At 36.5% G+C, this 13697-nt stretch carries 14 protein-coding genes; 2 read left to right on the top strand and 12 right to left on the bottom strand.

Features of this window, described 5'->3' with window-relative positions; all coding sequences use genetic code 11:
• The first annotated feature begins 23 nt into the window (after positions 1-23).
• Positions 24-479 (top strand): 50S ribosomal protein L9, encoded by a 456-nt coding sequence (gene rplI / locus AC0L6O_RS07040; protein WP_473307371.1) that lies wholly within the window; start codon positions 24-26, stop codon positions 477-479.
• Between the two features lie 63 nt (positions 480-542).
• On the opposite strand, the gene AC0L6O_RS07035 is transcribed toward rplI, so the two are convergent.
• The 10 genes from AC0L6O_RS07035 to AC0L6O_RS06990 all read right to left on the bottom strand — a co-directional run bounded on the left by AC0L6O_RS07035 (position 543) and on the right by AC0L6O_RS06990 (position 10345).
• Complete coding sequence (locus AC0L6O_RS07035) at positions 543-845, bottom strand: DUF1330 domain-containing protein (RefSeq protein WP_473307370.1); 303 nt, start codon at positions 843-845, stop codon at positions 543-545.
• Positions 846-971: 126 nt separating this feature from the next.
• Positions 972-1292, bottom strand: a complete 321-nt coding sequence (locus AC0L6O_RS07030; RefSeq protein WP_111372275.1) for a c-type cytochrome — start codon at positions 1290-1292, stop codon at positions 972-974.
• 148 nt (positions 1293-1440) lie between these two features.
• A complete protein-coding gene (locus tag AC0L6O_RS07025; RefSeq protein ID WP_473307368.1) occupies positions 1441-1944 on the bottom strand; it encodes a GNAT family N-acetyltransferase in 504 nt (167 codons plus the stop codon).
• 17 nt (positions 1945-1961) lie between these two features.
• Positions 1962-3002: a GMP reductase gene (locus AC0L6O_RS07020; RefSeq protein ID WP_473307367.1), complete on the bottom strand. Its 1041-nt coding sequence runs from the start codon at positions 3000-3002 to the stop codon at positions 1962-1964.
• An 83-nt stretch (positions 3003-3085) separates the two neighbouring features.
• Positions 3086-3817 carry a DUF2625 domain-containing protein gene (locus tag AC0L6O_RS07015; protein WP_473307365.1) on the bottom strand — a complete coding sequence of 244 codons (732 nt, stop codon included), beginning with the start codon at positions 3815-3817 and terminating at the stop codon, positions 3086-3088.
• A 273-nt stretch (positions 3818-4090) separates the two neighbouring features.
• Complete coding sequence (locus AC0L6O_RS07010) at positions 4091-4675, bottom strand: hypothetical protein (protein ID WP_473307364.1); 585 nt, start codon at positions 4673-4675, stop codon at positions 4091-4093.
• 33 nt (positions 4676-4708) lie between these two features.
• Positions 4709-6370 (bottom strand): VRR-NUC domain-containing protein, encoded by a 1662-nt coding sequence (locus AC0L6O_RS07005; RefSeq protein WP_473307362.1) that lies wholly within the window; start codon positions 6368-6370, stop codon positions 4709-4711.
• Positions 6371-6625: 255 nt separating this feature from the next.
• Positions 6626-9010, bottom strand: coding sequence for a TonB-dependent receptor (locus AC0L6O_RS07000; protein WP_473307361.1), 2385 nt, complete (start codon positions 9008-9010; stop codon positions 6626-6628).
• Between the two features lie 181 nt (positions 9011-9191).
• The gene (locus tag AC0L6O_RS06995; RefSeq protein ID WP_473307359.1) at positions 9192-9956 is read right to left on the bottom strand and encodes an MBL fold metallo-hydrolase; all 765 of its coding nucleotides are present in this window, start codon (positions 9954-9956) and stop codon (positions 9192-9194) included.
• A 14-nt stretch (positions 9957-9970) separates the two neighbouring features.
• Positions 9971-10345: a response regulator gene (locus AC0L6O_RS06990; RefSeq protein WP_473307358.1), complete on the bottom strand. Its 375-nt coding sequence runs from the start codon at positions 10343-10345 to the stop codon at positions 9971-9973.
• 313 nt (positions 10346-10658) lie between these two features.
• Between AC0L6O_RS06990 and AC0L6O_RS06985 the strand changes: the two genes are divergently transcribed.
• Positions 10659-11153 (top strand): YcxB family protein, encoded by a 495-nt coding sequence (locus AC0L6O_RS06985; protein ID WP_473307356.1) that lies wholly within the window; start codon positions 10659-10661, stop codon positions 11151-11153.
• A gap of 43 nt (positions 11154-11196) precedes the next feature.
• Here the strand turns inward: AC0L6O_RS06985 and AC0L6O_RS06980 are convergent, their stop codons facing one another.
• Together AC0L6O_RS06980 and AC0L6O_RS06975 are read right to left on the bottom strand one after the other, a co-directional pair.
• On the bottom strand, positions 11197-11379 hold the full coding sequence (locus tag AC0L6O_RS06980) for a hypothetical protein (protein ID WP_473307355.1): 183 nt from the start codon (positions 11377-11379) through the stop codon (positions 11197-11199).
• Positions 11380-12188: 809 nt separating this feature from the next.
• On the bottom strand, positions 12189-13697 hold the full coding sequence (locus AC0L6O_RS06975; protein WP_473307353.1) for a response regulator: 1509 nt from the start codon (positions 13695-13697) through the stop codon (positions 12189-12191).

Here is a 13697-nt window from a genome sequence, read left to right as displayed (position 1 = left end):
AAAATTTTTAATCAAGTATTACAATGGAAATTATATTAAAAACGGATATTGCGGGTCTTGGCTACAAGAATGATGTTCTTGACGTTAAGCCAGGTTATGGTCGCAACTATCTTATTCCTCAAGGTTTTGGTGTTTTGGCAACTTCGTCAAACAAAAAAATCCTTGCTGAGAACTTAAAACAAGCTGCTCACAAAGCAGAGAAAATACAAACTGCTGCTGAAGAAATAGCTACAGGTATCGGCGAAATGGTTATTACCATTACAATGAAAGCTGGTGAGTCTGGTAAAATCTTTGGTAGAGTTACTAACACGCAGGTGTCTGACTTCTTAGCTGAAAAAGGCTTTGATGTAGACCGTAAGAAAATCACAATGGATGACGTTAAAAGCATCGGTGAATACAAAGCGGTTTTAGACCTTCATAAAGAAGTAAAACATGAAGTTAAAGTAGCTGTAGTGGCTGAAGCTAAAGCAGAAGCTTAAGTTTTATTTACCTTCTTATTAAGAAAGACGAATCGAAAGGTTCGTCTTTTTTTGTGTTCAATCTCACATTTTCTCTCCTTTTACAAGTATCGTAGATTTTATTGATTCGTTTTTTAAGTGTATAAATTTCAATCGGCTATCATCGTTCATGAAGTTGTTCAAATCTTTATCTGACTCAAACGAGATGAAATGAATTTCATAGGGTAGCTCTTCTTCGCCAGATATGAAAGCTTCTTTGCTGGGTCTTATTCTATAAATGATTTTCCCAGTGTATTTTTCCATTAAAGGAATGGCATGACTCTCAAATTCTAGAAAAGTATCTTCCTTACCCTCTTTTACAAAAATCAACATAGTGATATATATCATTCCCAAACAAAGTTTAATTTTTACCAGCCTAAAGTAAATAAAAAAGTCGGACACATTAAGTATCCGACTTCCAACGCCAATCATCTTTCAACAGACAGTTGACAAATATTTATTCTAAGCTCTCGCTTACTTCAAACTAGCAATCCATTTTGCAATGATAGCTGCTTCGTTTTTAGGCACCTGAGACATTGGAGCCATTGGTGGGTAACCAGGCCAGTTCTTAGGATTCGGCTTGTAGATTAACGCTACAATTTCGTCTGCCTTATATTTCTTTTTCTTCATCACCTCTTTATAAGCAGGTCCCACTAATCTTTTATCAGCATTATGACAAGCTAAACAAGTATTTTTCTGAAGCAATTTCTGAACATTTGGTGGTATACGCGTTTGACCGTGAGATAACGTTGCAATACTTCCTATTAACAATAAGGTTGCTATTAATTTTTTCATTCTGAGCGACTTTTTAAATTTTGTGATGCAAATATGGTTGATAATTCCTTAATCCAAAAACTTGTGTCAAAGATACCAACGCTTTTCAAATATTAGACGCCAAAACTGGGCTCTGGGTTGTTAAGAGGTTGTTAAGGAGCATTAACTTCTACCCATTAAAAAGCTTAGCGTACTTATGTTCATCCCACAGCTGCCCTTTTTTGAAAATAGCTTTTCTAAAGATTCCTTCCTTAACAAATCCATTTTTCTCTAATACTTTCATGGAAGCTGCATTGTATTCAAAAACACTGGAGAATAGTCTATTCACACCTAAACTTTCAAAAGCATACTTAGTAATTAATTTAACCGCTTCTGTAGCTATTCCCTTTCCCCAAAATGGCTCCCCTATCCAATAACCCATTTCGGCCGACTTTCGATAGACGTCGGTCTGCACATTGGCAGAAATAACTCCACAAAAAGCTCCATTATACGCAATAGCAAAGTTTTCATTCACGGTCATTGCTAAACTATGGTTAATAAACCACTCCGCATCTTTCTCTGTGTATGGAAATGGGAAATAATCTCTCACGTATTCCCATATTTTCTGGTTATTGGCTAAACTAGCTAAATCTGAAACGTCGGTTTGCTCTAGTGGCCTAATTTTTACTTTCACGCTCAATTTAAAATTAACTATTCCTCATAAATCTTATTTTCTTGCTCTGCTACTCTTATAAAGGTAGTTCTCTTTGTCAACTCTTTCAACCTAGCCGCACCCACATAAGTACAGGTACTTCTTATTCCCCCCAGAATATCTTGGAGCGTATCTTTAACTTTTCCTTTAAAAGGCACTTTTACATCTTTCCCTTCACTGGCACGGTATTCTGCTACGCCACCTACATGCTTATTCATGGCCAAAGCAGAACTCATTCCATAAAAGCGTTTGTAGGTCTTTCCGTTTTCTTCTATCAGCTCTCCCCCACTTTCTTCATGACCAGATAGCATTCCTCCTAGCATCACAAAGTCTGCACCCGCACCAAAGGCTTTTGAAACATCCCCAGGCGTAGTGCAGCCTCCATCACTGATTATCTGACCACCTAAGCCGTGAGCCGCATCAGCACACTCTATAATAGCCGAAAGCTGAGGATACCCCACGCCAGTCTTTACACGTGTGGTACAGACAGAACCAGGACCTATTCCCACTTTTATAATATCTGCTCCTGCTAAAAGGAGCTCTTCCACCATTTCTCCAGTCACCACATTTCCAGCTATAATAACCTTATCAGGATATGTCTTCCTAGTTTGCTTCACAAAACTCACAAAGTGCTCCGAGTAACCATTTGCTACATCAATGCAGATAAACTGCAACTTTGGATTCTCTTTAATCACTGCCGCCACCTTAGCAAAGTCTTTCTTATCTGTGCCTGTGCTGATGGCTATAAAATCATAAATACTGTCTGACTGGCTTTTAAGAAAGCTATTCCATTCTTCCACAGAATAATGCTTATGAATGGCCGAAAAAAGCTTCTGTTCACTCAATACTTTTGCCATTTCAAAAGTACCTACCGTATCCATATTAGCAGCCATAATCGGTATTCCTTTCCATGGAATTTGGCTATGCAAAAAAACAAAATCACGTTCTAAACTCACCTGAGACCTACTTTTAAGCGTTGAACGCTTTGGTCTAATCATCACATCTTTGAAACCTAATTTGATTTCATTTTCAATACGCATATTTGTTGATTTTTAAATTCTTTAGAATCAGAAATAAATTATTTCACGAAACCCTCTTCTCAAAATTAAAGCTGCCTGAATATTTACTTATTCATCAACTGCATTTTTACCACCATTTGAATTTCCCACATCTCTTTCATAGACACTGCTTTCCTCTCTAACTTTTCTAGGTCCACATATTTGGTCCAGAGGTATGGCGAAAAACTCATTGCTTTATCTGCTCCCATCGCCATAACTTCCTCTTCCCAGTTCTTCCAGCGAAGCCCATTATAAAACTGACCAATATCGCCAGTAAAAGCCCAATAGATAAAATCTGAATATTCAATTCCCAGCGGTTCCCATTCTATATTATCTGGAGCGAAATAAAACACCTTCCCTATTCCTTCCTCTCCAAACTGACCACCATTTAAAGCGTAAAAACCTCCTATGGCGTCATCCGCAATTAAAATAAAGGACATGCCTTCCCCATACTCATCAAAAGACTTTCCCTTATTCCATGCTGGCAAGCTTCTTTTTAGTTTATCAGAACCTGAGCCCAAAATTCTAATCCAGCCATTGTCCACCAGTATTCCACCCGATTCATAAACCACCGCAGCCATTAGTGAACTTGTGGTCATTTGTAAACGGTATAAAGCTGTATCTGCTTTAGTAGAATCTCTTTCCAGAATTTCTACATCATTTTTTGCCTTACCAATCCACTCTTCTACTAATCGCCAACTAGATTCTTCTTGACTAGTCAATTCTTTCAACGATTTCATTTGACTAAATGCAGCTTGACTTACTACTAAGAGAATTAATAATTGGAAGTATTTCATTTTGTATTTTTCAGGGTGTTAAAGTATACCATAAACATATAAATTCGCTCCTCAAAAAACATACAAAGCCGTTTGGTATTTATTCCTTTCTCTACAAAATAGTTGAATGAGTAGAGTTAGGGGTTTGAGCGATTGTCGGTGGGTGATTTTGTTGAAGAAAAGTAAGAAAAAAATCACCACAGAATCCCTGACGCCTGCCTGTCGTCAGACAGGGGGCTCTCTTAGTAGGAAATAAAATAGGTTTTGGATAGGCTCAGATTTTCTGGCAAAAGTTTACTTCCTGAGCTTAATTTTTGGAATTTCTGCATTTCCAACTTCAACTATTAAGCTGTTTTTATTCAACTTCAACTCTTCAAAAAAGGCCCCAATTTCTTCTCCATATGCTCTTTGGCTAATACCAAAGACAAGAATCCCATTACCTTTAGATGTCTTAATTTTCTGATAGCGATATACATTTCTCTCCACGACCAATAACTCTTGTCCGTCCTCCGAACTTGCACTTATCAAAAAATCAATCATTACTTCATCATCCTTTTCCAAAACAGTAAAATGAACAAGTGGATTTGACTTCTTAGCATTTTCAATTTCCCGCACTTTTGCACCTACGGCATCCTGGACAGAAAAGTCTCCAACAACTAAATCAATCAAAACCATGGAATCATAACTTTCTAAAGTCTGCCCCTTAATTAAATACTCTTGCTTATAAAAGCTTTCATTAGGATGAGAGCTCCATGCTAGTTCATAGTTGTAATTATCAAATTCAAGAATTAAATCAGAATTAAGAAAATTCTTAACGGTCTGAGAGTATCCTATAACTGAAACTAATAGTAAAAAAGTCGTTGTGAGTAATCTATTCATCTTTAATTCTTTTATTTCTAGTAAATGTAATAATCACTCCTCAAAAAACACCCTAAGCACCTTGGCATTAATGCCTTTTTCTTCAAAGTAGTTTAGCCAGTAAAGCTGGCGGTTTGAGAGGTTATCGGTGGGTGATTTCACTTCTACAAACTCATAGCCGTTTTCGTCCCAAACAAACAAATCTGGAAAACCTCTGGAGTTTTCTACGATGTCTTGACAGATATGTACTAAAATCTCTTTGATGGGCTCTAAGCCTATGTATTGTGTGGCTATCCTGATGCTCTCCCACATTCCTTCCATCCATATCACAAAAGGATTTGCTATGCCCTCATGGTCAGTAAATTTCCTTCCCATAAAAAGCAGCAAACTTTCCATATCCTGAAAGCTTTCTAAATGCTCATGAATATGTTCTTTACGTTTTAGGTAAAAATCAGGCAAATGTAAATCGGATGGACGTCGCTGAAAAGGATGGTGAAAAGCCACCAAACTTGGGTCAAAAATGATATCCCAGAAGACTAGCCCAAAAATGCCCCGCCAAAGATGGTTTTCGGAGAATATAGCGTATTTCCCTTCTGCCATATAATGCTCTATGGTGCCTAATTCTACATTTCCTCTGTAAATGGCATTGATGTAAATTCGCTCTGCTTCGTGTAATTTTTCGGTGGTGAGTTTCTTCTTTCGTTTTGATTTTGACAGAATTCGCTCTGAAAAGTCTTTGGCAAAAAGATGTTCGTCGGCATTACTGCTATTCGCCATCATGTCTTCACATAAGGCAAGAGCCTCTTCATTGTGCTTTAGCTTTACCAAACAGCGTACTCGCCTTTCTTTTGCCATAGGCAATGCACACATTTTAAAAACCTCCACAGCCAGTTCTTCTGACTTTTGACGCTCTAAATGCCTACCTACTTTTAGCGTCAACCGCTCTAATGATGGTTTGGCTACTTCTGAAAGGTCTTTTAGACTATCTACCATGGTGTCAAACCAATCATAAATAGCTTCGGGCGTTTCTTCTTTCTTTAGCTTTTCAAAGAGGTCGGTTTGGTCAGAAATCATCCATTTGTCTTCCGCATCTTTTCTAGTTTCAAACCTGGCCACCAGTTTATCTTCATCATGCGAGAAATACTGAATAAAACCTAAGTCTCTCACCACAAACTCCGTCATATCCATATAACGGTTTCCGAAAAACAGGAATTTGAAAAAGGTTACTTCGTATTCAAAGTTAACTTTGACCAAAGGCTGCCCCAAAGCTATTTCTTCCACTACTTGGGCTGGTTCTAGATTATCTTTAATCCATTCAGATACTTCCCCTTTAGACTTTGTTTTATAACCTTTTTCAGGAACAAGCTTTAGAAGTTCTGGCTTTGTACTTAAGTGTAATAATTCCAAAAGAAAATCGGCATGATTGACCGACAGGTCTTCCACAAAACCTCTTGACAGCAATTCTTCTAAGGCTTCTGGTAAGTTTTCTATTTCCTCGTATTTGAGCCGCTGGCTCCTAAAAAAAAGACCTTTACGGTTAGTAAACCGAATAAAAAGGCACTGAGCATCTTCAGAAAGGGCGTAAAATTTCCTAAGGAAACGCCACTCCTTTTCTTCCAAAATATGCTTGTACTTGTCTTTGACGAAGTCAAGCAAGTAATTAAAATAATCGAGGTAGTACTTTGGTGGAAGTACTATGTTTTCATTTTCTGACACTGTGCAATTTATGGTTTTCAGCCGAATTACGCATTAGAAAATTTAGGGTACTCCTAGTTTAGGTTTGTCACAATTTTAGCATGAAGGCCAAATTTCCGCCAAACAAATTATGCCTTTTACTTATCTAACAAGGGGTTTCACCCCTTGCTATAGACATATCGTTCCTCTGAAGCTTGTATTAAATCTGAGTTTGACTTGAATGCTATGCGAAATTTACCTGCGACTTTTCTAAAAATATTAGCAATTAAAATGTTCTTAGAAACGTCTTCTAGCACCTGAGTACTCCATGGCTTCTCCTTTTCCGAAACCGTAACTAAAGCCTAAAGCTATAAAACGACCTCGCTGCCTGCTGCTGTAAACGTAAAACTCAGGCTGTACCGTTTCTGATTTTCCTATTCTAGAAGCTAGTACATCTCTTACGCTCAAATTAACCACACCTCTTCCTTTAAGAATCTTCTTTCTTACACCGAAATCAGCGTAAACTTGGTGAGATTGCTCGCCTTGAAGTGTTCTTACTTTTGAGCGGTAATTACCGCTAACTTCCACATCTATGTCTTTTGGCAAGCCAATTTTCGCATTTAGCCTTGTACTCCATCTATCAGCACTAAAATCAAACAATACAGCTTCTAAAGAACCCTCTCTTTTAAACATGCTATAGTTAAAGTCACCATTAAAAGTTAACCATTTTGCAGCGGTTAACTTTCCGTTTATTTCTAAGCCGGTAGACTTGTTGGTACCAATGTTAGTAGGTTTGGTGTAGGTAACGCCATCTTCAAAAGTAGAAATACGTTCTACCACATCATCCGTCATTCTATAATAAATGGCTCCGTTAAGCGATAGCTTATCTAATAAGTAAATAGCAGTCAGCTCATACGAATCTGTATATTCTGGTAATAAATCTGGATTACCTGTACGTACATTAAAATTATTCCTGATGTTAAAGAATGGATTCAAATCCCATAAACGCGGTCTATAAATTCTGCTCGAATAACCTGCCTGTACAGAAAACTCTTTTGACACCTTAAGGGTGGTGTGTAAACTTGGAAAAAGATTATTATATTTCTGAGCGTTTGAAACATCCGTAGTAGCTAAATAAGTATTTAGGTCTGTACTTTCCATTCTTAAACCTAGTTTCACGCCCCATTTCTCTCCTTCATAGGCTCCTGTGGAGTAAACTGCAAATACTTTTTGGTTGTATTCAAAAAGATTCGTTAGAGCTGCATTTTCTACATAAGCACCATCTATCTGGTCGCTTACAGAATAGTCGTTACTCACATCATTAATAACGTACTGCGAACCCAACTCCCAAGTAAAGGCCTCTGAGAACGGATGCGTATAATCAACCTTGAAAAGGTTTTCTGCCTCTTTAAAATTAGTTCTGGTTTGTTGATCGTTTAAACTACCGGTACCAAAAGTATAGGTATTACCAAACTGAGACGATTGGTCTTTTCCAAAAAAGCTACCTACTGCAGATGCTAATAGCGTGTGGTCTTTATGGTCTTTGAAATCTCTTTTATACTGAAAATCGTACTGATACTTTGGGTTATTGGCTTCTGTAGCTTCTTCTCTATACCATTCTGACACCACTTGATTCTGAGCATCTAACATGGTGAAATCTGTTTTGGAAGGTCCCTCTTCTATCTCGTAAGCGAAGTTTCCCGAAAGTGTGAAAACGTTATATTCATTTAAGTGATAGTCGGTTCCTAAAATGAAGTTATAAAAGGTTTCGTTTCTATACTCGGTACCTTTACTGTTAATAATCTCGTTGTTTATTAGGTCTTGGTTGATGTTTTCCATCTTATTTGGCAATGACCTATACCCTGCTCCAAGCTGCGAAAACAAGTTAAACTTTTCTGTTCTTCTGTTCAAACTAATACCAATACTATGGCTATCTGGAATACCCGTATTTAAAGACACAGAACCATTAAAACCTTTTCTTTCATCTTTTTTGATAATGATATTGATAATACCGCTGGTACCTTCTGCATCGTATTTTGCCGAAGGATTAGTAATTACCTCAATTTTTTCAATCATATCTGCCGTGATAGTACCCAGAGCGTTTCCTTCGCCAGAGGCCATTACAGATGGCTTACCGTTAATAAGGATTTGAACTCCTCCACTACCTCTCAGGCTAATTTCACCTTCTATACTAACATTAACCGAAGGTACATTATTCAGAATCTCTAATGCACTAGCTCCCGTGGTAGACAAATCTTTCCCTACATTAAAAACTCGTTTATCAAGTTCAAATTCTGTTTGAGATTTTTCGGCTCTAATTACCACCTCTTCCAGCAGCATATTGTTTTCTTCCAGCTTAATCTGACCTAAGTCAATCACGCCATCTTCAATACTAAAATCTTTGATTAATTTATTATCAAAACCAATAGAACTAATCTCCACCACAAAAGCTTTAGCAGCGGTTTGGATTTCAAAGGCTCCTTCTAAATCGGCTGTAGTACCTGTGATAGGTTTCTTGGTAGCTTTTTCTAAAAGAGCTACAGAGGCAAATTCAATGGCCACGCCTGACTTACTATCTAAGACCTTTCCTTTTACAATAACTCCACTCTCCTGCCCTTTTAAAGTGACTAAGGAAAGAAAGAAGACAGAAAGACTAAGTACGGTTTTGTGCAGAAACTTCATAGGCGAAAAAAATTACCCTAAGGGGCAACAGCTTTTTTTTGTTATAATATCAACTACAAAGAAAAGGCTTATTTAAATCCCATGTTCCCCGAATCGGCAAATGCTTGTATATAAACGACAAATGGGCTCGATTATCTAATCAGTAGGAATTTGATGTAGAAAAATGTAGATAAAAATAGGACTAAAGAGAAAAACTGAGTCCGTCATAAGCAAGAGCCATACCTTCTGGTAGCTCTTTATTTACCTCATCATGAAGACCCATTTTATGAGAAATATGGGTAAAATAGGTTTGCTCTGCTCCTACTTCTTTTGCTACTTCAATAGCTTTCTCTAAAGTAAAATGAGAAATATGTGGTGTTTTTTGAAGTGCGTCTAATACTAAAACCTTTGAGCCCTTGGCTTTTTCTAGTTCCTTTTTAGAAATGTAATTGGCATCTGTAATGTAACTGAAGTCTTTAATACGAAAACCAAAAACGGGAAGTTTATGGTGCATCACTTCAATTGGAATTATCTCTAAATCGGAAATAGAGAATGGTTTATTCTCTATTTTGATAGTATTTATGAGCGGAACTCCAGGGTAAGACTCCTCTAAAAAAGCATAATGAAACTCTCTTTTGAGCTGTTCTAGCACACTTTCTCTTCCGTAAATATTGAGGTATTTTTTACCATTCAGGTAATTAAAAGGCCTGACATCATCTAAGCCTGCCGTATGGTCTTTATGCTCGTGTGTAAAAAGAAGAGCATCTAGTTTTGAGATGCCTGTGGGCAAAAGTTGCTGCCTAAAGTCAGGACCTGAGTCTATAACTACATCTAATTCAGCGGTTTGTACCAAAACTGAAACTCGTAGTCTTTTGTCTTTAGGATTAGTAGAGGTACAGACATCACAGCCACAAGTAAGTACTGGCACGCCAGATGAAGTACCAGTACCTAATATTGTGAGGTTCATATTAACAAAAACACTTATTCTTCAGTAAGGTCTTTAACTACTTTCACTAGTTTGTCAAAGTTCAATGGTTTCATTAAAACTTCGTTAAAACCAGCTTCTTTATACTCTTCTTCGGTATAATTTCTAGCATTACCTGTGATAGCTACCACTGGCAATTTAGCTGTAGCTTCGTTTCCTCTGATAGCTTGTACACACTCAATACCGTCCATTACTGGCATATTGATATCTAACAACACTACATCAAATGGCTCTTTTTCAAGTAATTGAATTACTTGTTCGCCATTTTTAACAACAGTGATTTTGAAATTTTGAAACTCAAGAATTTTTCTTGCTAAGTTTTGGATAACTGATGAATCCTCAGCAATTAGAACGTTTTTTGGTGACGACATATTAATTTAAAAAGATTTCGCTTTAACTTGATTCGTAAATATAGAACAGAAGTGCTTTACTTCATTTCTAATACAAGGTTTTTTCTATAAAGTTCCCAAGAATTTTTAAAAACTAAATAGTTATTCCTCAAAAGAAACCTAGAACCTCTTAAAATTGGGCCTACTTTTTCAAATTCTTAGCTGAAAAGCACTTCTTAAAATTTTTCCGCTAAAACTTATAGAACGCCAAAATAGGCATTCTGCCAAGAATTGAAATATTGTTCGGTATTCTTCCTAGCCTTTTCTATTTTTGCAGCTTCATTAAAAGTGAAAAATGATAGTTAAAACAAAGAAATTTGCCCTCGATAAGAAAAAGTACATCAATTTGGCCTTTACTCGTCAAATAAAGAAAAGCTGGCAGTGGCTACTTATACCACTTGCTGTTATGATTCTAGGTGTGGTTTTACATTTCTCCGGTGTTTATAAAAATTGGTGGATTTTAATCACGGCCTTTATTGGAGGTTTGCTCTATATAGCTTTTTGGTATATCCAATTTTATGCTGCTACACAAATGGAGCAAAACGCCCAGATGTTTGACAAGTTTGCTTACGAGATAGATAGCAGACAAATCATGATTAAGGTTAATAAAAGAGAAGGTGGCGTAATTAAATGGGATACCATTCAGTCTGCCGAGAAACTTGAAGATTCAGGATTCCTATTAAATATAGCTCGTGGACAGTTCTTACATTTTCCTAAGAATGTATTTAACAGTGACCATGATTTAAAACTAATGGATAATATCCTTAGACGTAAAGGACTTATTGATTAACAAAGGATGGTTAACAAACCATTCTTTTGTTAAGCTCAGCAACTTACATATCTACTAGATAATCTACCATTGACATTTCAATGGCTTGCTGTGCTGTTACACCTTCTTTTAGATAAAAAAGGCAAGACTTTAAAAACTCCAACTCTTCATCCTTGGTGAAAACGTCTTTGCTCATTTCCATTACTTGCTCTATGTATTCTGCAGGGACAAAAGTTTTAATTTTCATTCTTTTTAAGTATTAAGTTTTGCTTTATACGCAGCAAAAAAAGTGCCAAAATAGTACAATTTATTTTTGAGATTAAATTAGTCCTATTTACCATCAAAATGCTTAAAAAGACCTAAATACATATCAGCAAGGCACTTTTGGCATGATTTTATTTTCGCACCAACCCAGCATATACAAAAGGCATACTATTGGAATAGTACAATTAAAACATTATCACGATAGTTTTCAAAAAACGTTGATAAAACATTCGTACGCAAGCTTATGCATCCCGCATGATACCCTTTAATAATTTATCGACTACAAACAAATCCTTGTAAAAATCAAATATGTACCTAGTAAGGCACACTTTAGGCATACTATTTACTTCACTACTCGCAAATGCTCAAATAAACCAAAAGAGACATGTTCTTTTAGTCATTGACAACTCTTTTGAAGTATTTAAAATGGGGACAGTTTGAAATTAAAACCTACCGTGAAAGCAGATTACTTCTTGTACTCAATTGTCTTAAACGAAGAGTTCTGGAAATGTGGAATATAAAAAAAGTCTATGGATAAATGCATTAAGGGTATTTTTGAAAAGACCCTAGCATTATATAAAAAAACGTATTAGCTCATACGAGTTAAAAGATGAATCTCATTGCTATTGCTTAGACTCCTTAAAGTTCTATCCGGATGGTGGCATCTCTCACTGTACCGTATACGCACCCTCCATGGTTAAAAGGAATGACTCTTGGAATTGCCAGTACTCTTGATATGCGTCTAAAAAACGCGTGTTTATAGCTCATATACAACTATACTCAGCAATAAGCTTACTCTTTGTAGATAGCTTTTTGTAAAGCTCGTTTCAAATCCTTTGGGTTAAATGGTTTAGTCAGATAATCATTCATACCACATTTTATTACTTCGGTTTGAGAATCTACAGAAACTGAGGCTGTTAGTGCAATAATGGATGTCTCAACGCCCATTTTTCGAATGTTTTTAGTAGCTGTGAAACCATCCATAACGGGCATTTGTAAATCCATCAGAATGACATCATAGGTATTTTCTGCTGCTTTATCTACCGCTATTTGACCATTTTCAGCTAAATCTACCGTCATGCCCCAGGCCTGAATCATTCGTTGAGCTACTAAAACGTTAAATTTGACATCCTCTACCAGCAATACAGTTTTACCATCTAAAGGATATTCTATATCCGAATTTCCACTAATAATTTTGGTTTCATCTTCCTTCGTAAGGTTTGAGAAAGCTAGTGTAAAGTAAAACCTTGCCCCTTTTCCATATTCACTTTCTACATGAATTTCGCTGTCTTGAAGATTTAAGAGCTTTTTAATTATGGTTAAACCTAAACCTGAACCACCAAACTCTCTGGTGGTGTTAGAGTCGGCCTGTGTAAACCTTTCAAATATTTTCTCGATAGATTCTTCTTTTATTCCTATACCTGAGTCTTTGACAGAAAAATTTACAAAAACTTCGGTTTGCTCTATGCGGTCTAAAGACACATCTAAATATACATTTCCGTTATGCGTAAACTTTAAAGCATTAGACATCAAGTTATTAAGCACCTGATTTAACCTTACATCGTCTCCTAAAAGTACTGCTGGAATATCTTCTGAGACATTAACTATAATCTCGTTTTCATGCTCAGAAGCCTTAAATTTATTAGTTGCCTTAACTGTTTCTGCAATGTTTTTTAGCGAAATAGGCTTTTTGACAAAATTGACTTTTCCTTCTTCTATCTTACTAAAATCCAAAACATCATTTACAAGACTTAAAAGGTTAAAAGCTGATACCTGCAAAATATCAATAAAGTCTTCTTGGGAAGGTAAATGAGGCTCCTGCTTTAGAATATGAATATTGCCAATAATAGCATTCAGAGGAGTTCTAATTTCATGACTCATAACCGATAAGAAATTAGACTTAGCTAAGGCTGCTTTCTCGGCATTATCTTTAGCAGCAATGAGCGTAGCTTCTAATTCATTCTTAATATGAACCTGCTCTTGCAAGAAGTCAATAATCTCAATAAGGTCTTCACTTTCACGCAAAAAAGGAGCATTTCTACTATCCAGCTCTATCAAGGTCTGCTTGACTTTCTGAATGGAGGCTATCTTTAACTCGTTCTCCTTTTTGAGATTATCCATCACCTCCTGATACTCCCTTTCACTTACTTCAAAGGCATGTTCCGTGATTTTTTTATCTCTATCAAAAGAAGCATAGCTGTTATTAATGGCCGTTAAGAAGTCTTCTAAACCATCCAGGCTCACCTCATCTAAGTCTACATACTTCCTAATTTGCTTCTGCAGTAATTTATGCCTTTCCAT

The organism is Arcticibacterium sp. GJ41-1 (assembly GCF_055808875.1).
Note: the sequence above shows the minus strand (reverse complement) of the source record. Positions and strands in the feature narration are given on the sequence as shown.